This is a genomic window from Rhizobium terricola (assembly GCF_012927355.1).
Taxonomy (GTDB): Bacteria; Pseudomonadota; Alphaproteobacteria; order Rhizobiales; family Rhizobiaceae; genus Allorhizobium; species Allorhizobium terricola.
On the sequence record NZ_JABBGK010000002.1, the window covers coordinates 877159 to 895508 of the forward strand.

The 18350-nt window shown below is 60.6% G+C and carries 23 protein-coding genes and 1 tRNA gene; 3 read left to right on the forward strand and 21 right to left on the reverse strand.

Annotated elements, in window-relative coordinates; all coding sequences use genetic code 11:
- Position 1: 1 nt before the first annotated feature.
- From deoC to HHL25_RS14125, 9 genes are all read right to left on the reverse strand, one after another.
- Complete coding sequence (gene deoC, locus HHL25_RS14085) at positions 2-775, reverse strand: deoxyribose-phosphate aldolase (protein ID WP_169592050.1); 774 nt, start codon at positions 773-775, stop codon at positions 2-4.
- Complete coding sequence (locus HHL25_RS14090; protein ID WP_169592054.1) at positions 768-1577, reverse strand: purine-nucleoside phosphorylase; 810 nt, start codon at positions 1575-1577, stop codon at positions 768-770. The genes deoC and HHL25_RS14090 overlap by 8 nt, the downstream gene beginning before the upstream one ends.
- Positions 1574-1966 carry a cytidine deaminase gene (locus HHL25_RS14095; RefSeq protein WP_169592059.1) on the reverse strand — a complete coding sequence of 131 codons (393 nt, stop codon included), beginning with the start codon at positions 1964-1966 and terminating at the stop codon, positions 1574-1576. Before HHL25_RS14095 ends, HHL25_RS14090 begins: the two co-directional genes overlap by 4 nt.
- A gap of 3 nt (positions 1967-1969) precedes the next feature.
- Entirely contained in the window at positions 1970-2941 is a 972-nt protein-coding gene (locus HHL25_RS14100) for an ABC transporter permease (protein ID WP_169592062.1), read from the reverse strand.
- 11 nt (positions 2942-2952) lie between these two features.
- Positions 2953-4056: an ABC transporter permease gene (locus HHL25_RS14105; RefSeq protein ID WP_169592067.1), complete on the reverse strand. Its 1104-nt coding sequence runs from the start codon at positions 4054-4056 to the stop codon at positions 2953-2955.
- Between the two features lie 7 nt (positions 4057-4063).
- Positions 4064-5584 (reverse strand): ABC transporter ATP-binding protein, encoded by a 1521-nt coding sequence (locus HHL25_RS14110; protein ID WP_169592070.1) that lies wholly within the window; start codon positions 5582-5584, stop codon positions 4064-4066.
- Positions 5585-5649: 65 nt separating this feature from the next.
- On the reverse strand, positions 5650-6642 hold the full coding sequence (locus HHL25_RS14115) for a BMP family lipoprotein (protein ID WP_169592074.1): 993 nt from the start codon (positions 6640-6642) through the stop codon (positions 5650-5652).
- A gap of 247 nt (positions 6643-6889) precedes the next feature.
- Positions 6890-7549: a peptide-methionine (S)-S-oxide reductase MsrA gene (gene msrA, locus HHL25_RS14120; RefSeq protein WP_169592078.1), complete on the reverse strand. Its 660-nt coding sequence runs from the start codon at positions 7547-7549 to the stop codon at positions 6890-6892.
- 52 nt (positions 7550-7601) lie between these two features.
- Positions 7602-7919, reverse strand: a complete 318-nt coding sequence (locus HHL25_RS14125; protein WP_169592928.1) for a hypothetical protein — start codon at positions 7917-7919, stop codon at positions 7602-7604.
- A 188-nt stretch (positions 7920-8107) separates the two neighbouring features.
- Between HHL25_RS14125 and HHL25_RS14130 the strand changes: the two genes are divergently transcribed.
- Positions 8108-8197: transfer RNA gene (locus HHL25_RS14130), tRNA-Ser, on the forward strand.
- A gap of 30 nt (positions 8198-8227) precedes the next feature.
- Here the strand turns inward: HHL25_RS14130 and HHL25_RS14135 are convergent.
- The 7 genes from HHL25_RS14135 to HHL25_RS14165 form a co-directional block, all read right to left on the reverse strand.
- Entirely contained in the window at positions 8228-9322 is a 1095-nt protein-coding gene (locus HHL25_RS14135; protein WP_169592082.1) for a tyrosine-type recombinase/integrase, read from the reverse strand.
- Positions 9319-9504 (reverse strand): hypothetical protein, encoded by a 186-nt coding sequence (locus HHL25_RS14140; protein WP_169592086.1) that lies wholly within the window; start codon positions 9502-9504, stop codon positions 9319-9321. The genes HHL25_RS14135 and HHL25_RS14140 overlap by 4 nt, the downstream gene beginning before the upstream one ends.
- A 123-nt stretch (positions 9505-9627) precedes the next feature.
- A complete protein-coding gene (locus HHL25_RS14145; protein WP_169592090.1) occupies positions 9628-11619 on the reverse strand; it encodes a head maturation protease, ClpP-related in 1992 nt (663 codons plus the stop codon).
- Positions 11620-11629: 10 nt separating this feature from the next.
- Positions 11630-12172, reverse strand: a complete 543-nt coding sequence (locus tag HHL25_RS14150) for a hypothetical protein (RefSeq protein ID WP_169592094.1) — start codon at positions 12170-12172, stop codon at positions 11630-11632.
- 42 nt (positions 12173-12214) lie between these two features.
- Complete coding sequence (locus HHL25_RS14155) at positions 12215-12628, reverse strand: hypothetical protein (RefSeq protein ID WP_169592097.1); 414 nt, start codon at positions 12626-12628, stop codon at positions 12215-12217.
- A gap of 138 nt (positions 12629-12766) precedes the next feature.
- Positions 12767-13627, reverse strand: coding sequence for a hypothetical protein (locus tag HHL25_RS14160; protein WP_169592100.1), 861 nt, complete (start codon positions 13625-13627; stop codon positions 12767-12769).
- A 126-nt stretch (positions 13628-13753) separates the two neighbouring features.
- Positions 13754-13918, reverse strand: coding sequence for an Arc family DNA-binding protein (locus HHL25_RS14165; protein ID WP_169592103.1), 165 nt, complete (start codon positions 13916-13918; stop codon positions 13754-13756).
- Between the two features lie 88 nt (positions 13919-14006).
- Here HHL25_RS14165 and HHL25_RS14170 point away from each other — a divergent pair, with 88 nt between their 5' ends.
- Together HHL25_RS14170 and HHL25_RS14175 are read left to right on the forward strand one after the other, a co-directional pair.
- The gene (locus HHL25_RS14170) at positions 14007-14363 is read left to right on the forward strand and encodes an Arc family DNA-binding protein (protein WP_169592106.1); all 357 of its coding nucleotides are present in this window, start codon (positions 14007-14009) and stop codon (positions 14361-14363) included.
- Positions 14363-14797, forward strand: a complete 435-nt coding sequence (locus HHL25_RS14175) for a hypothetical protein (RefSeq protein ID WP_169592108.1) — start codon at positions 14363-14365, stop codon at positions 14795-14797. Before HHL25_RS14170 ends, HHL25_RS14175 begins: the two co-directional genes overlap by 1 nt.
- Before the next feature lie 132 nt (positions 14798-14929).
- On the opposite strand, the gene HHL25_RS14180 is transcribed toward HHL25_RS14175, so the two are convergent.
- The 5 genes from HHL25_RS14180 to HHL25_RS14200 all read right to left on the reverse strand — a co-directional run bounded on the left by HHL25_RS14180 (position 14930) and on the right by HHL25_RS14200 (position 18135).
- Complete coding sequence (locus HHL25_RS14180; protein WP_169592111.1) at positions 14930-15364, reverse strand: hypothetical protein; 435 nt, start codon at positions 15362-15364, stop codon at positions 14930-14932.
- On the reverse strand, positions 15330-15536 hold the full coding sequence (locus tag HHL25_RS14185; protein WP_169592113.1) for a hypothetical protein: 207 nt from the start codon (positions 15534-15536) through the stop codon (positions 15330-15332). The genes HHL25_RS14180 and HHL25_RS14185 overlap by 35 nt, the downstream gene beginning before the upstream one ends.
- A 247-nt stretch (positions 15537-15783) precedes the next feature.
- A complete protein-coding gene (locus tag HHL25_RS14190; protein WP_169592115.1) occupies positions 15784-16008 on the reverse strand; it encodes a hypothetical protein in 225 nt (74 codons plus the stop codon).
- Between the two features lie 121 nt (positions 16009-16129).
- A complete protein-coding gene (locus tag HHL25_RS14195; RefSeq protein ID WP_169592118.1) occupies positions 16130-16744 on the reverse strand; it encodes a winged helix-turn-helix domain-containing protein in 615 nt (204 codons plus the stop codon).
- 50 nt (positions 16745-16794) lie between these two features.
- Entirely contained in the window at positions 16795-18135 is a 1341-nt protein-coding gene (locus tag HHL25_RS14200) for a hypothetical protein (RefSeq protein WP_169592121.1), read from the reverse strand.
- Between the last annotated feature and the right edge of the window lie 215 nt (positions 18136-18350).

Genomic DNA, 18350 nt, shown 5'->3' on the forward strand with positions numbered 1-18350 from the left:
CTCAGTATCCCGAATTGGCGGCAACCGAACGTCCGCCGCCGAGGACGGACAGAATGTCGTCGAGCAGGCCGGATGCGCCGAACCGGAAGGTGGACGGCATGACCCAGTCTTCGCCCATGATGGTATCGGCAAGCCGGAGGTAGAGCGCGGCATCAGCGACCGAGGAGATGCCGCCGGCGGGTTTGAAACCGACCTTCTTGCGGCTATCGCGGATCGCCTGGAGCATGATATCGGCGGCCTCTAGCGTGGCGTTGACCGCAACCTTGCCTGTGGACGTCTTGATGAAATCGGCGCCGGCGGCAATCGCCAGCTCGGACGCCCGGCGGATGAGCGCGATGTCCCTGAGTTCGCCGGTCTCGAGAATGGTCTTGAGCAGGACAGGCTCGGCACAGGCCTCGCGCACGGCGGTGACCATGGCCGTCACAGCGGCCTCGTCTCCGGCCAGCAGCGCGCGGTAAGGGATGACGAGGTCGATCTCGTCGGCGCCGTCGGCGATCGCTTCCCGCGTCTCCGCCAGAACATCCTCGACCTTGAGGTCGCCGGAGGGAAAGTTGACGACGGTCGCGATGCGGACCGGGCTTTCAGGCCCCAGAAGCGTGCGGGCGCGGGCAATGAAGCGCGGCCAAATGCAGATGGCGGCCGTGGTGCCGAACGGTGTCACCGCCTTTTCGTAGAGCGCATCGATCTGCCCCGGCGTGCAATCGTCCTTTAGGTTTGTGAGATCGACGAGGGCAAGCGCCCGGGCCGCGGTCGCCCGCAATTCGTGGTTATCCAAGATCCGTACCTCCGCCCGCGATCATCCTCTTGAGGATGGCGGCAAGTCGTTTACCACCGATGGGAGCCATGTCCTTGGTCTCTTCATGACTGAGTTCCGCCCCCGTCATGCCGGCTCCGTAATTGGTAATAACCGATGCGGCCGCGACGCGCAGCCCAAAAAAGCGCGCAAGAATGACTTCCGGCACGGTCGACATGCCTACCGCATCCGCGCCGAGAATGCGGGCCATGCGGATTTCCGCCGGCGTCTCGAAGCTCGGGCCGGAGAACCACATGTAGACACCGCTTGCGAGCGGGATGCCCTCGTCCTTCGCCGCCTTCTGCATGGCGGCCGCAAGATCGGCGTCATAGGCCGAGGTCATGCCGACGAAGCGACGGTCGCTTTCCTCGCCGATCAGCGGGTTCTTGCCGGAGAAGTTGATGTGGTCGGTGATCTGCATGACCGAACCGGGGGGCAAATCCTCCCGCAATGAGCCGGCCGAATTGGTGAGGACCAGCGACTGGACGCCCAGCCCCATCAGCACCTCGATCGGCAGGCGCATGGCATTCGGGTCGCCGTGTTCGTAGTAATGGATGCGGCCCGCCAGCATGATGACCGGGACGCGTCCCAGATGGCCGGCCACCAGTTCGCCGGCATGACCCGACACACCACTCAGCGGAAAACCCGGCAGGTCGCGATAGGAGATGCGGATCGGATCGCTCACCTCGTCGACCAGCGAGCCGAGGCCGGAGCCGAGCACGATACCATGACGGGGCACCAGGCCGTTCAACCGGTCGATGATGAAGTCGATCGCGGCCTTCATCCGAGGATGTCCGTGTCGAAGGAAAACGGCAGGAGCTCGTTCATCGTCATGGTCTTCTTCACGCCGACCTCGTCGCAGAGGTAGATGCGGGTGTCGGGTCCGGCGAATTCGGAGATCTTCTGTCGGCAGCCGCCACACGGCGGGCAGAGCACCATCTTCTCGGCGATGACCGCAATCTCGACGATCTTTTTTCCGCCGCCCATAATCATGCAGCCGATCGCCGTCGGTTCGGCACACCAGCCCTGCGGGAAGGACAGGTTCTCGATATTGGCGCCCGTATAGATCCTGCCGTCATCGGCGCGGATCGCCGCGCCGACCGGAAATTTCGAATAGGGCGCATGGGCGAACTTCATGGCGTCGCGCGCCGCCTCGAACAGATCATGGGACATCGCTCAACGCTCCTTCACGTAGGGGACACCACCGGCCTTCGGCGGATTGGCGGCGCCGATCAGGCCGGCAAGCAGGATGCAGGTCAGCACATAGGGCAGCGCCTGGAAGATCTGCACCGGGACCTCGCCGATCAGCGGAACCGACTTGCCCTGCATGAAATTCGCAAGGGCATCGAGAAAGCCGAAGAGCAGGCAGGCAAGCAGGACCGGGACCGGCTTCCACTTGGCGAAGATCAGGGCGGCGAGCGCTATGTAACCCTTGCCGGCCGACATGTTGTTGATGAAGGCGGCGGACTGGGCGATCGCCAGATAGGTGCCGGAAAAGCCGCAGAGGAAGCCGGCGACCAGAACGGCGCGATAGCGAAGCCACACGACCGAGATGCCGGCAGTATCGACGGCGCCCGGGTTTTCGCCCACGGCGCGCAGGCGCAGGCCGAAGCGCGTGCGGTAGAGCACCCACCACGACGCCGGAACCGCGAGGAAGGCGAGATAGGTCAGGATGTTGTTGCCGGAGATGACGTTCGCGTAGATCGGCCCGATGACCGGCACGTCGCGCATCATGTCCGCCCCCGGAAGGGTGATCGGCGAGAAGCGCGCATCGCCCGTTAGCTGCGGCGTGCGGCCGCCCTGGCGGAACCAGGCCTGGCCGAGAACCGCCGTCAGGCCGGCGGCAACGAAGTTGATCGCGACGCCAGAGACGATCTGGTTGCCGCGGTTGGTGATGGAAGCGAAGCCGTGCACCAGCGAGAAGGCCAGCGAGACGCCGATACCGGAGGCAAGGCCGATCCAGGCGGAACCGGTGAGATAGGCAGCGGTCGCAGCCGCAAAGGCGGCAGCCAGCATCTTGCCTTCGAGCCCGATGTCGAAGACACCGGCACGTTCAGAGAAGAGGCCGGCAAGGGCCGTGAAGATCAGCGGGATCGACAGGCGGATGGTGGATCCGAGAATGCTGACGACGATGTCCAGAAAGTCCATGGGCGTGATCCTCAAGCTTTCACGAATTGCTGGTAGATCCTGACGATCGCCGGCCGGAACATGTATTCGAGCGCGCCGGCAAACAGGATCACCAGCCCCTGGATGACGACGATCATGTCGCGGGTGATGTTCGGCATGTCGAAGGACAGTTCAGCACCGCCCTGATAGAGCACACCGAACAGGATCGAGGCGAGCACGATGCCGATCGGATGATTGCGCCCCATCAGCGACACGGCAATGCCGACGAAGCCGGCGCCGCCGACGAATTCGACCTGCAGGCGGGCGGACGCGCCCATCACCGGATTGAGCGCCATCATCCCGGCGAGACCGCCGGAAATCAGCATGGTGACGATGACGATCTTCACATAGGGAATGCCGGCATAGGCGGCGGCCGAACGCGACAGGCCGAGCGTGCGCATCTCATAGCCAAGCTTGGTGCGCCAGATCAAAACCCAGACGACGACGCACATCACGAGCGCGATCAGGAAGGACACGTTGAACGGCGCCGGGCCGAGCTTCATGCCGAACATGGCCATCAGCCAGTCGAGCTTCGGCAGCTGGCCGCCGGGCAGGAAGGTCCGGGTCTCGGGCGCCATCTTGCCCGGCACGATCAGCACGTTCACCAACAGATAGACCATCAGGGCCGCGCCGATGAAGTTGAACATGATCGTGGTGATGACGATGTGGCTGCCGCGCTTGGCCTGCAGCCAGGCGGGGATCAGTGCCCAGGCGGCGCCGAAGATCGCGGCGCCGATGACCGCAAAGGGCATGGTCACATACCACGGGACGTAATGATCGAGCGCAAGCGCCACCAGGGCAGCCCCCAGGCCGCCGACATAGGCCTGCCCTTCGGAACCGATGTTGAACAGACCCGCATGGTAGGCGACGGCCACCGACAGGCCGGCGAAGATGAAGTTGGTCGCGTAATAGAGCGTGAAGCCGATGCCTTCGCCCCGACCCAGCGCGCCCTGAAGCATGAGCTTCAGCGCCTCATAGGGGCTCTCGCCGATGACCCAGACGACGAGACCGGAGACGAGGAAGGCGAGGATGAGGTTCACCAGCGGCAGAAGCGCATAGTTGATCCAGTTGGGGAGCGGTACGGATGCGGTGCTCATCAAATCCTCACGCGGCAATACCGGCCATCATCAGGCCAAGGGTCTGTTCACCGGTTTCCGGGCCCTTCTCGCCGACGATCTTGCCGGCAAACATCACCAGGATGCGATCAGACAGCGAGCGGATCTCGTCGAGCTCGACGGAGACCAGCAGCACGGCCTTGCCGGCGTCGCGCGTCTCGACGATCCGGCGATGAATGAATTCGATGGCGCCGATGTCGACGCCGCGGGTCGGTTGGCCGACGATCAGCAGTTTCGGATCGCGCTCGATCTCACGGGCAACGACGATCTTCTGCTGGTTGCCGCCGGAGAAATTGGCGGTCTTCAGCCGCGGGTTCGGCGGTCGGATGTCATATTTCTCGATTTCATCGACCGCCGCCTTGCGCACCGCATCGGGCTTGAGGAACATGCCCTTACCGTAGCGTTCGTCCCGATGATAGCCGAGGATCGCATTCTCGCTTTCCTCGAGAGAAAGCACGAGGCCCATATGGTGGCGATCCTCGGGGATATGGGCGAGCCCAAGCGAACGCAGCTCGGCGGGGTTGAGACCGGCAACGGGCTGGCCGTTGACCAGAATCTCGCCGGAAGCCGGTTTGCGGATGCCGGTGATCGCCTCGAGAAGCTCGCTCTGGCCGTTGCCGGCGACGCCCGCTATGCCGACGATTTCCCCCGCCCGAACGTCGAAGGACACGTTGTCGACCATGACGACGCCGCGATGATCCTTGACGGTGAGGTTGCGGACGGAGAGATAGATCTCGCCCGGCGTCGCACTTCCCTTCTCGACATGCAGCAGCACGCGGCGCCCGACCATCAGCTCGGCCAGTTCCTCGACGGTCGTCTCGGCCGTCCTGCGGGTGGCGACGATCTCGCCGCGGCGCATCACGGACACGGTGTCGGTGATCGCCATGATCTCACGCAGCTTATGGGTGATCAGGATGACGGTCTTGCCCTGGTCGCGGAGCACGCGCAGGATCTTGAACAGGTGATCGGCCTCGGCCGGTGTCAGAACGCCCGTCGGCTCGTCGAGGATCAGGATCTCGGCGCCGCGATACATGGCCTTCAGGATCTCGACGCGCTGCTGCAGGCCGACCGGAAGCTCCTCGACGACGGCGTCGGGGTCGACTTCGAGTTCGTAGTCGTCCTCAAGCTTCTTCAGGGCGCTGCGCGCCGCATCCGTGCCCTTGCCGAGCATCGGGCCGCCTTCAGCGCCGAGCATCAGGTTTTCGAGCACGGTGAAATTCTCGACCAGCATGAAATGCTGGTGGACCATGCCGATGCCCGCGGCAATCGCAGACTGGCTGTCACGAATGTTCACGGCTTTTCCGTCGATACGGATCTCGCCGCTGTCGGCGTGGTAGAAACCGTAGAGGATCGACATGAGCGTCGATTTGCCGGCGCCATTTTCACCGATGATGCCGTGGATCGAACCCTTGGCAACGGTCAGGTTGATATTCTTGTTGGCGTGTACCGCACCGAACTTCTTGTCGATGCCGACCAGCTCGATCGCCGGCGCCAGGCTCTTTTCACTCATTCCGGTCCCCCAGACATGGAAAGGGCGCAAGGCGGGCTGATCAGCCGCCTTGCGCCCGCATCAGATCACTTCGGGCAGGAATTGTCCGACATGTAATCGTGGACCTTGATCGTGCCGGCAATGATGTCGGCCTTGGCCTTTTCGACCGCTGCCTTCATGTCGTCGGTGATGAGCTTGGCATTGTTGTCGTCGAGGGCGTAGGCGACGCCGTCTTCCTTGACGCCGAGAGCCTGGGTGCCGGCGGTGAACTTGTCACCCTTGGCATCGGCATAGGCGTTGTAGACGGCGAGGTCGACGCGCTTGACCATCGAGGTCAGAACCGAACCCGGATGCAGGTGGTTTTGGTTCGAATCGACGCCGATCGACAGCTTGCCGTTGTCGGCAGCAGTCTGCAGAACGCCGAGACCGGTCGCACCGGCTGCCGCGTAGATGACGTCCGCGCCCTGGTCGATCTGGTTCTTGGTGAGTTCGCCACCACGGACCGGGTCGTTCCACGCAGCACCGGTGGTGCCGGTCATGTTCTGGAACACCTCGATGTCAGCCTTGGCAGCGCGGGCGCCCTGCTCGTAGCCGCATTCGAACTTGCGGATCAGCGGAATGTCCATGCCGCCGACGAAGCCGACCTTGCCGCTCTTGGAGGCGAGACCTGCGAGCACGCCGACGAGGTAGGAACCTTCCTCTTCCTTGTAGACGACCGAACGGACGTTCGGCAGGTCGACGACGGCGTCGACGATGACGAACTTGGTATCCGGGAACTCGGCAGCGACCTTCTCGATGGCCGAGGTCCAGGCGAAGGAAACGGCAACGACCGGGTTGTAACCCTTGGAGGCGAAGTTGCGGATCGCCTGTTCGCCCTGCGTGTCACCGGTCGGCTCGAAATCGCGATAGTCGATGCCGGTTTCGGCCTTGAACTTCTCGGCGCCCGCATAGGCTGCCTCGTTGAACGACTTGTCGAACTTGCCGCCCGTGCCGTAGACGAGCGCCGGCTTGACGTCGGCGGCGAGCGCCGTTGCCGACATGGCGGCCAAGGCAAAGAGACTCAAAAGGGTTTTCTTCATTTTACAGCCCTGTTGTTGCTATTGATCTTATTGGGTCTTACCGCAAGCGCTTTGACACGCACGAGGCGGAACCACCGACCCCTTCCTCAAGGGCCTGGCTGGACGCATCCTTGCATGGCTTTTCGAAAAATTCACCAGATTTTTTTCAACTGGTAAAGAATAGTCGAACCCACGAATTTTCCGGCGCAGGCGCCGAAAAACTAGTCAGATCAAGGGGCTTTATGCCAAGCGATTCGGCAGCCGAGGTTCAGACGGCAGCCGGAAGCGGGCAGGAAACGCCGGTTCCGCGCAGGCCGCAATAACCGTTCGGATTCTTCGCCAGGTATTGCTGGTGATAGTCCTCGGCGTAGTAGAACGGCGCGGCCGGAGCGATCTCCGTCGTGACCTTCATCTTGCGTCCGGAGGCGATCAGCGCCTCCTGGAAGGCGTCGCGAACGCGGATGGCGACATCGATATCATCGGCATCTTCCGCATAAATGGCAGACCGGTAGGTCGTACCGATATCGTTGCCCTGGCGCATGCCCTGGGTCGGATCATGGGCCTCGAAGAAGACCTTCAGAAGCGCCTCAAGGGTGAGGATGCTCGGATCGTAGACCACCTTCACGACCTCGGTATGGCCGGTCAGTCCCGTGACCGTTTCCTGGTAGGTCGGATTGGGCGTGAAGCCGCCCTGATAGCCGGCGGCGGTGACATAGACCCCGGGCGTGTTCCAGAGCAGCCGCTCGGCACCCCAGAAACAGCCCATGCCGAGATAGACGGTGCGCAGGCCTTCCGGATAAGGACCTTTCAGCGGTCGTCCGGAGACGAAATGGATTTCGGCGGTCGGCATTTCCTCATTGCGGCCCGGAAGCGCCGTTTCCGGCGTCGGCATCGTCGTCTTCTTGTTGAACATGTCGATCAGGAACATCACAATCTCCTAGGAAAGGTCCGGCAGGACGGCTGATTGCGGCAACCGGGGCTCAGGCGGCAAAACGTCCGGCAGGCGACGGCTTCCGGTAACCGATCATCCAGAGCAGCAGGGCGGCGATCAGGAAGACGGCAAAAGCCGGCTGCGGAAAGAACCAACGATCGAGAACCTGCCAGGCAACGGCTCCGAGACGCTCCTCGACAAGCGCGCGAAAGGACACCAGCGATGCCGGCTCGACCTTCATCCAGGCATAGCGAAACGTCGTGAGTACATACTGGGACGCAGAGACGGAGGCGATCGAATCCATCGTCGCGGCAATGACGCCGAGGCACAGCGCCGCAAAACTCGCCAGACGGAACACGAACCGCACCATTTACTTCACCGCACTTCCATTGCCGAGACGCCGCGACCGACCGTTCGGCCCCACAGACACAGGTAATAGATAGGCTTTTGCGCGGACAAGTCAAAAAACCGTCAGATTTCGGTTGATCGGGCGGAAATCCTCGTTATATATCGCGCCCGACCGACCGCTTCGACGACAGAGGCTTCGGATCTTACGGACAGGTGGCCGAGTGGTTTAAGGCGCACGCCTGGAACGCGTGTGTACGTGAAAGCGTACCGAGGGTTCGAATCCCTCCCTGTCCGCCATTCAATTCAACAAGATGTTGATTTTTCATCTTATTCACCTTTCGATTGTCCAACTTTTCGCAAAGGTTGGTCAGAATTCGTTCGCTTTTTCTTCCCGGCGATGGCCTTGAGCCCCTTCTCTGCCAGCGCCGCTTGATTTGCTGCGGCTGTGTAGACTGAGACCTGTTTCAGGTCCGTGTGCCCCGTCACCGCCTTGATGATGTCACCACTCATTCCGCCCTCAGCCATCCGTCGCGCCGCAGCTTTGCGAAGCCCGTGAGCCGAACAGTGAGCAAGCCCAGCCTCGTTGCAGCGATCACGGAACCAGTTGCCGAAGCCGGCAGGCGTGAATGGTTTTCCAAAGTCGGTGGTGAGGAAGGTCGGTTTATCTCGGGGAAGTCCACGGATCGCGTCGGTGAGGGCTGGAAGCATGAACAGATCCAGTTCCGCGTCGGTCTTCACCTGCTTGACCTCGATGTATCTACCCTTGATCTTCTCCCAGCCCATCACGACCACGTCGCTGCGGCGCTGGGCTGTGTAGAGCAGAAGCGTGAGCGCCAGATGCGCTTTCGTTCCCTCAGGGTGCCGCAGCTCGTAAGCGGCAATCTCCCCGTCCGTCCACGTATGGAAGCCCTTCGTCTTCTTGGAAAACCCCTTGACCCCGCTCGCCGGATTGACGGCAATCCAGCCGTTGTCCAGGGCATGCTCGAGCATGATTTTCAGTAAGGAGAGGAGCCGATTGGCCGCTTGAGGCCGATCCGCCATGTCGCCGATCAGTGCCTTGACGTGCTCTCGCCTGAGATCCCGCAACAATCGAGAGCCATGCTCTTCCCGAAAATTCTCGATGATGCGGCGGTAAGTCTGTTTGGTGCTGTCACGAAGTCCCTGGAAGGCAGGCGAGCGATAATAGGAGACCGCCAAGGCATCAAATGAACCCGCGCGCGTTCTGAGCACGCCGATGTTGGCCCGCCACTCTGTTACGCCAGCGAGAGCTGCCGCATAAGCCTTCTCGAATTCGGCTCCGACAGGAGGGAACGGAAGGTAGGTGTCGACGCCACGCGTCCGGAACCTGATGCGCCGTTTTTTGTGCCGATCGATCACCAGCGAGCAATACTTCGGCAGTCCGTTGCGGCGCTTGGGCTTCATCTGCGAAGGACCTCGTCCCAGGTGTTTGCGGGTCTCGAATCTTGCTGATCGGCAATTGATGCCGAAACCTCGATGCGGCCGTCGGGGTGAATGACAACGGTCGCCGTCTCAAAACCAGCGCTCAATGCCGCTGCCAAAAGACGCTTCGCGTCGATCTGCTTGAACGTTGATGTCTTGGCCATGGTCGCCTCACTAGAAGAAAATGGCGATGCCCGTCGGAGATCAGTCCCGGGCACCGCCGCTGCGCCTGCTCATGACAGGCGACTATCGGCCAGCGCGCTCCTTTGCTGGCCGAATTCTTCCTCCTATAAGCCCTTCATCTTGTAGCCAGCGCGGTACTCGAACGGCGCGCAGCCGAAGTCGAGAACGCACCGATACTCGACGCCGAGGGTGTTCCAGCCGTCACGCTGCTGGAGCTGCGGGCCTTCCGCGCCACCAAGATAACCGTGCTGGAAGGCAGGAACGTCCTGTGGATCGGCGAACAGCCACCAGTCCGTGCCCTCGTACTGGTTCTCGACCGCGACGGTGAGCTTGCCGGCAAAGGGGTTCGCGTCGGATGCCTTCGCGGCGGTGATCTGCGCCACCAACTGCTCCGCGGCGGTTTCCTGCTTCGGACCAACCAGAATGATCGCAGGCGTGACACCCGCGTTGCCCGTCTTGTTGACATCCTTCTGGAGCCGCATTCCCTGCCGAGCGATAGTCAGAGACTCGACTGAGATAGCGGCACCCGTGGTGTGGATGTTCCCATGGTCCGCGTGGAAGAATGGCAGGCCGTCATCCATAGTCGCCCCGGCGAGGCTGTTTGCCGATAGCAGCTCCCAGAACTTCTTGTTTTCGAGCTTCCGGGCCCCGTCCGCGAAGACGACAGCAGCGCTCGCCAGTGCGGAGAGATCGTCGTTGATCAGAGCCTGACGACTGATGGCGAAGATCTTCGCGTAGGTCTTGAGCGTCAGGCCGTTGGCCTCCTCCTCAAGTGTGCCGTACTTCACATCACCGCCCTCGATGACTTCTTCGAGCTCCGGCGACTCGCCAGGACGAATGTAGTTGTGCTTTCGGAAGTCAGCGAGGTTGCGCTTGATAGACATCTGCTTCAGCGGCGACGCGTACTGGCCGAAACGCTGAGAGATGAACCGATAGAGGGCGCTGCCCATCAAGCTCGGGAAGTCCGAGGTGGCGTGCATCCCTCCCGTCATCCGAGAGCCGACGCCGCCGAGGCGGCTGACACCCATCACCATATCGGCGACCGCCAGGTCGCTCATACCCCGCGTAGAGATCCCCAGACTGTCATGGTAGGCGCGGACGTTTTCCATGACAGAGCGGCCGATGAAGGGGTTCTCGCCACCAGCGTCGATACGGCCGCCCATCTGGATGACCATCGCATCTTCGATCTGCTTCTCGATCTGCGGGCTGCGCGTCGCGCCACTGAGCGCCGCGCTCGGCAGATGGCCGATGATCTCAGGGCCGCTCCGATCGGCGAGCATATTGATGATGATGTCGCGGGCCTTGTCGGAGTCGCCCTTGGCCTCGGCGATAACCTTCTCCGTCTCGTCCATGCTGAGCTTTGCCGAACGGCAGCGAGCGAAGATTTCGTTGGTCGCATCCTTTGCGATAGACTGCTGTGTCATAACAGGTTCCTTTCGTGCCGCCGGCTTTTCCGGCTGGGTGGAAACGGGGCCGCGACCACGCCCGACCGCCGTCAGCAGTTCGGGAGGGGCATTCTTGAAAAGCGAATACTTGAAGGCAGGCGCGGCCATTTCTTCCCCGCCCTCGTCGATCTCGTCGGCAAAGCCGAGCGACTTCGCAGCAGCCCCGCGAAGCCAGCTTTCGTCCTGCATCATCCGCAGGATCTCTCGGCGGCTTGCGCCGCTCTTCCCTGCGTAGATGTCTGCTGCAGCTTCTGCGATCTGCTCCAGCGCCTGAATGGATTTCCGATGATCCTCAGCGGTGCCGATTGTGATGGTGCCGGGGTTGTGGATCATCATGAGCGCGCCCGCGCGCATCACCACGCGGTCGCCTGCCATTGCGATGACCGACGCAGCAGAGGCAGCGAGGGCGTCAACGTAGACCGTCACCTTGCCCGAGTGCTCGCGCAGCGCGTTGTAGATGGCGATGCCTTGAAAGGCGATGCCACCGCCTGAATTGAGCCTCACTGCGACGTCGCCCTGCATCTCGCCCAGCGCATCGATCACCTGCTCATCGGTGAAGCCCGTGGTCTTGATGCCATCTTCATCCCAGGACAGGTCGCCGCCGACCGTGCCATACAGATGAAGTTCGCCGTTCTTGATGAGCTGGTTCATGGGTGAACCCTCAGACCGGACCAACAACAGCGGATTTATGCCACTCGATCGAGTGCTCATTCGCCCGCTTCTCGATCGAGCGAACGACGACCGCAGGAGCGATGAGGTAGAGCTTTTCGAAATCATGCTCATCAGTGAGCTGAAGCCGATCCTCGATCTGCGACAGCGTCCCGCAAACGTTGGCACCGCCGAGATCATGCATCGCCGCGTAGCCAACGAAGTGCAGCTTCCGGGTCTCCCAGGTGCGAACTACCGCAGCCCGCGCATCCGCCCGCTGGTTGCTCATGATTTTCGAGGCGTTGGCGAAGCTCATGGCCTTACTGACGTATCCACCACCTGCGGCGAGCTGAACAGCGCAGGCCACCAGCAAGACATCATTGGCGGTGTAGCGTGCGTAGGTCTTTCGCCCGGCGTCGCCCTGATCATCGCCGTAGCCGTCATGCGACAGGAAGGGCAAATCATCCAGACCAGTCTTCGGGTCGACGCGTTGCGCCTGTTTGAACGCGTCGAGATCCATCCCAGCAAGGAGGCAAAGTTGCTTGCGGTTGTACATCAGAGAATCCTCTAAAGTGTGGCGGTATTTACACCCATAATCTCATTGATGTATGTGGGTGTCAATACGCCCAGAAATTCGCGATGTTCTCTGCCCTCGGTCGCTAGGCGCTTTCCCCTCCGCCGCCTGCATCGCCTCGGCAACGCGTGCCAGGTCGGCAGCCGGGGCCTCCATAGCTTCAATGCTGGCCCGCACCCGCATCTCCGCATGGTCGATTGCATCCAGCACCGCGTCGAGGCGCTTCCGCATCAGGTTTGCTGCCTGCTCCAGATCCCGAAGGCGTTCGCTGACCTGAGGCTCGCCGACACACCCCTCAATCATGTCGTTCAGGCTCAGCGCCATCATGCTGGCAATTCCGGCGCTCTCCCTGCATGCCCAGTAGATTGGTGAAAGGTCGTCGACCTTCTCGCCTTCTTTGATCGCAATGGCGACGTCGCTGATGTTGTACTGCGTCATGTTCGTTCTCCTTGTGTCGGTTGTTTGCAGACAAGGCTTCGCCCCTGCCCCGACCTGCGTTTTCGAGGGGCATCGGCTGAAATCTGATGTTCATTGGTCGTCGAGGTGTGAGGTTTCCCCGATATCGCCGCTAGGCGCTCAGGGCTTTCTCGCGGCGTCCGTTAGCGGTGCCCTCCCCTTCGCAGCCCCTTCTGCCTTGTTCGCGGTCAGCCGCTCAACCAGCGGCAGGATGCTCTTGATCAAGAGGCAAGATTCTTCCGAATAATTTTCGATGACCTCGCCCATATCATCCCTTATCCACAAGGCATTGAGCTGCATTTTCGCCACCAGGTCGCCGACAGATTGGCTCTCGCGGGCACAGACGAATTTTTCCAAGGCAATCGCCAGATCGCTTAGCGTCTCATACTGCCATTGAAGGAATGGGTGAGGAGTACTTTTCGCCCATTCTTTCCACCCCTCGAAATCGCCTCGAAAGCGGCCGTCGTGGCACTCATTTTCATAAACGCAGATTTGTGACCAAGCCTCGTCTTTCCTCGTCTCCAGGTACGATAGGGCCTTCAATGCAAAATCGAAGTCCGCGGATGGCTCCAGCGATAAGATGCTCGGGGCTTGCTGTTGGGCCGCTTGCTTGCCGTCGAAGAAATGAAAAGCGGCCTTCACCATTGGCTCGACAACTGAATCATCACCCCGATCTAACTCCACTGTGGCCAGCCTCAGCGCTGCAACAGCTTCTTCATGGTTGCGAGCGGGTACAGACCATTGCTGCAATGCCTCAGTCGGTGGTTCGTAGGTGACGGCAGCAAGTGCCTGGATCTCATCATTGTCGATGAGATCATTTTGATTGAACGCTTCCATACCCTCATAATAGGCACTGATCGCCGCCAGCAGATCGTTGGCGGTATCTCCGTGCGGCCGCTCAGTGACGGCCCCCATCAAGCGTGCCGCAGCGCCCAAGATCGAACCGGCCTCGTTGCTCTCTTCGATTTTCTTGGCAATCATGTCAGTCACTCCTTTTGTGGAAATCGCAGGCAAGGCTCCGCCCTGCCCCGGCCTGCGCTTTCAGGGGCAACGGCTAAGATCTGATTTCTGGAATGGATCGGGCCCTAGATTTCCCCGATATCCCCGCTAGGCTTTGCAGATATTCTCGCTGCCACGCGCGGTCGCCTCGCGTTCCATCTTCTCGCGCAATGCCAGGATGATCTCAGCGCTCTGCGAGCGGAGATTCCGCTCCGCCCTGTCGGCGAGCCATTCCTTGATCTCAGTTGGTATCGTCAGCTTGAACTGTTTCATGGCCCACCATGTACCTATTAGGTTCATTTTTGGTAGGTACCTTATAGGTCCGATTGCGTCAAGTACCTAAATGGTGCATCCATGGCCTATGCCGCCAAAACAGACAGATCCACAGTTCAAGCTCCGGATGACGCCGGAGATCAAGGACGCGATTGAAACCGCGGCAGCGCGCAACAATCGCTCGATGAACGCTGAGATATTAGCCCGCCTTCAGGCCTCGATCGACGGCACCGCAGAAGGCATGCCAAGCACCGACCTGCTGGCGGACCTTCGTGAAGAGCGCGGGCGCCTGGAAAGGCTTCTGGCCGAATACGTCTTCCTCTTCCGTGCCGACGTCGGCGGATCGCCCGAGGAGCTGCGCAAGCAATTCGACGAGATCCAGCGCAGCCGCGAGCGCGAGCGACCGAGAGCAGCAGATCGCGTGGCCAAGGAGGGGCGAGACTGATGGACATCGCGGCAGCACTGGCAATAGCAGGCCAGGCAATCGGTCTGGTCAAGGATTTACGCGAGATCGACAAGGGCCTCGACACGGCAGAGTACAAGGCGAAAATGGCCGAGCTCTACTCATCCCTCGCCGATGTCAAAATGGCGCTATCTGACGCGCAGATGGCTCTACGCGAGAAGGATCAGGAGATACACGAACTGCGGGCCAAGTTCGAGCTGCGCACCAAGTTGGTCGAAGTCGACGGGTTCAGATATGAAACCCACGAAAGCGGAAAACCAAAGGGAGTGCCGTTCTGCCCTCGATGCGAACAGAATTCCAGTCGGCTGTATCGCCTTACTCGCTTTAAAGGGATGATCATATACAAGTGTCCAGAGTGCAACGCTGAGTACAAGCCAGTACACGCTTACCCATGGACCGAAACAGATCCACGATAGCCCCATTTCTGGGTGCCGATAACCTCTAACTTTCCGGAAGCCAGAAACGGCAACTGGGGAATTTCCCCAGTTCTGACGTGGTCAATTTGATCCACCGACTGCGGAATCTCCGCGGTTGCCAGAGCGCTGACACTAGGTCTCGTCGGTGCTTCCACCCAGCAGCTTGACCAAGTAGTTGATCACTTTCCCGAGCCAAGATGTGTCCGACCACTCTCCGGTGAGAATGACGCGCATGAACAGCGCGCAACTCAGGAGCCCCACCGCACAAACGAGCGTTGCCACGATGCCAGCGAAGATAATGAGGGAGGTCAGGGCGGCCAGCGTTACGGCCAGAAGCAGTGCCGCGAGCACGAGGCCCAGGTTATAACTGCCGACGATACGCTTGTTTTCTTCATCGCGTTGCGCCACGACAGCTTTCGCTAGGTCTGGATCAACTTCCGCGAGCTTTCGTAGCTCGGCTAGGTCATTCGCATAATAATGCAAATGATTGATCAGAAGGTGGTTCCCATTCTGGGATCCACCCTCATTTCCGTCATCTGTTTTTTTCGGCGGTAGAATTTCGACCATGATGCGCAGTTGTCGCAGATTCGCGCTTCGATTGCGAGACCACCGTGGTTTTGTCAGACCGCTTTTCCGTAACGAACGCACCACTGACAGCGGCGCGAAGCGGCGCGAGCGTCATCAGATCTTCCACACCCTTACGGAACGCATGACGATCAATCCTGACTGTGTTGCTCATTACAGAACCTCCTGTCCTGCTTTTTGTTTTTTTCATAAGTGGCATATAGGGACTCTGCCCGCAATAGCCACTTTTGATGAGGCGAATTTGCTGCTCACGAATTTGACCAGCACGTAAATACAACTTCATGCACATCATAGTGTTCGAAGCTTGCCCGAGGAAAAATCGTCTCAAAAATTTATGAACGAATTGTGGGCACCGGCATCAATCAACTCAATGGTGGTCAAATTGCCACCTGCAAAGCTGCCTACCTATGCCAAGATCCGGCTGGCCGACCGACCGTCGCCGACCTGCCGCGTCGCCTGGGCATAAGCTGCATCGGCCCGCGTGCGTGCAGCTTCGCGAGGTCCTTCAGCTCGTCGAGGGGAATGCCGGCGGCGGCGGCGCCACGATCGAAGGCGGTGTCGATCTCGTCGATCGACACCGGGATCTCGGTTGCCATGTCCTTGATCTGTCCGCCAAGCTTCGCCATCTGCTCGGCCGTCGCACCGCAACGTAAAGATCGCCGAAGGTCGGTTCCCGCAGAACGATCGTGTCGAACGGCTCCATGCCCGGAACCTCGTAGCGGCGCGATAGCCTGGTGGTTGTCGTTGTCATGGGGTGATCCTCTCTTCGAAGTGGATGTCGATTTCGATTCCGGCCTCTTCAGCCGTGGCGGCTTCTGCAGCGATCGCCAGCAGGTGTTTTGCGACGTCGGCCCGGAGCCCGCGCACCTTCTCCTGAAGGACGCGGCGGAGCTGCGGCTCTCCCTTCAGCGCGGCTTCGTGGACCTCGGATATCCAGGACATCGGCGCGCCTATGTCGCGGATTATCGTTTCGCTGACCTTGATCAGCGCCGTTTCGAGGCCGTGGTCTCCCTTGACCGGGACGACCTGCCGAGTGCGCTCCGCGAAGTCGAGCGCCTTCAACTTCGCGTCGTAGTGAGCGCGGTCGGTCTGAGCGTCCCGTAGGGCTGCTGTCGGAGCTGTGGTCGATGAGCCGCGACGCATCTCCGTGCCGATCTCCCGCGCCGCATCTCCAGCCCGACCGATTGCGTGGTCATAGCTGGCCAGCTCGACGAGCCGGGACCGACCTTGCCGCCTGGTCGTCAGATGACCGCTGTGCTCGAGGCGGTCGACCCGCTCGGAAGCCGACTGGCGTGAGATGCCCTTGAGGCGTGCCAGTTCGGCGATCGTCACCCAAAGGCCTTCCGGTTCTATCTCACTCATGTTCACCTTGCCGATCTTTGTCAGGTAGTGTAATGTTGTCAGGTATTTAGTCAGGTCGTCAGGTCAGCATTTTTTGGGCTGTCACTAGCGGAGGCGCGGGGTCGTCCCGGCCCGCTTGGGGTGGGTGCCTGGGAAGGACCCGCAAGGGGGGTGGGGGTGGTGGCTAAATTCGCCACCTCGGTCGGCCCTCCCTTCGGAAACCAGACGTACTTCACAGCGCTCGGCAGCTTCAGCCATGGCCACCCCTTCTCAGTGAAGTGGATTTGCCATTCGTGGAAGGCGGCGGAGTCGACGGCGAGGGCTTCCATCTCCGGCAGTGTCGCCGACAGCTCGGCCGCCACTGTTGAGCCTTTGCCCTCCAGCGCCTGGTGGAACATGAAGTTCACTTTCGGCCACCCATAGAGCGCCAGACGGTTGCGCTGCTCGCTCATGCCGATCGCCGTTCCCTGCTCGATCTGCTTCGCCAGAAAGGCGGGCGCAGGAGGCAGTGGCGCGTGAGGCTTGCTCAGCTCGGCAAGGACGCCGACCATCCACGCTTTGCCGAAAGGTGCGGCCACCTTGCAGGTGGAAGCATCGGCCTCGTCTGGCACGCTCTCCCAGAGCCTTTCCCGGAGATAGGTCGACGGCACTGGTGTGTGATCCTTGCCATTCCTTCGGAGCATCGAGATCCATGCGTCGCGCTTCCCGGCTGCTGCGGTTCGCTCCTCCTCGCTCAGAGCGAACCATTCACGTTCGGCCTTGGAGAGTGACAGCCCTTCGAAGCCGGGCCAGTTTTTGACGAGACGCCGGAAGGCTCTCTGATCAGACTTGCTCGCCTCGCGAGAACTGTCGTCGCCATCGACGGTTTCAGAAATGGTCCGCGTCTGGGACCTTTTTTCAGAACCGTTTCCGTCGAAAACATTTTCTTCAGAAATATTTCGGGAATCGCTCTCTCGTGTGCGCGCATGCGCACTGAGAGGTTCCTTTGATGGTTCTATGACGGTTAGGGTGACGCCCACGTCACCCCCTGGCGCCGAATTTGTCACCCCTTCCGCCGGATTTGTCACCCGGTGACAATTTGTCGGGGGTGCCAATTTGTCACCCCTTTTGAGCGCGTCGCACTGTGCAAAGAGATCCGGGAAAGCGTCCAGCTTTTCGACGTCAATCTTGTACTTGTTCGTTCCGCTCGGTCCTGCGTTCGGCATGATCCTGATCAGGCCGGAGCGCTCCAGCGCGCGAAGGCAGCGCTGTGTGTTTCGCTCGCTCATCCGCGCCTTGGTGGCCAGATATGGGATGCCGGGATAGGCCGTGCCGCGATCGTCGGCGTTGTCCGCGAGGGCCTGCAACAGGAGAAGTTCGCCGCCTTGAACGGGCGCCTTGCTCCATACCATCGACATGATCCGGATGCTCATGACAGCACCTCGATCAGGTTGGGAGAGGCGTCGATTTTTCCAACGATTTCAATAGCCAGAAAGTGACGGTTAGGAGGGCTAAGTCTTTGGCAAATAAGGCGGTCAACAGAACCTCCCTGTCCGCCATATCCTTGCAAATCACTGACGCTTCGGAAGAAATCGTACCCGCTTCGCTCTTGAGCTGCGGCGTCACGGCATGGTTTGGCTCGCTTGGA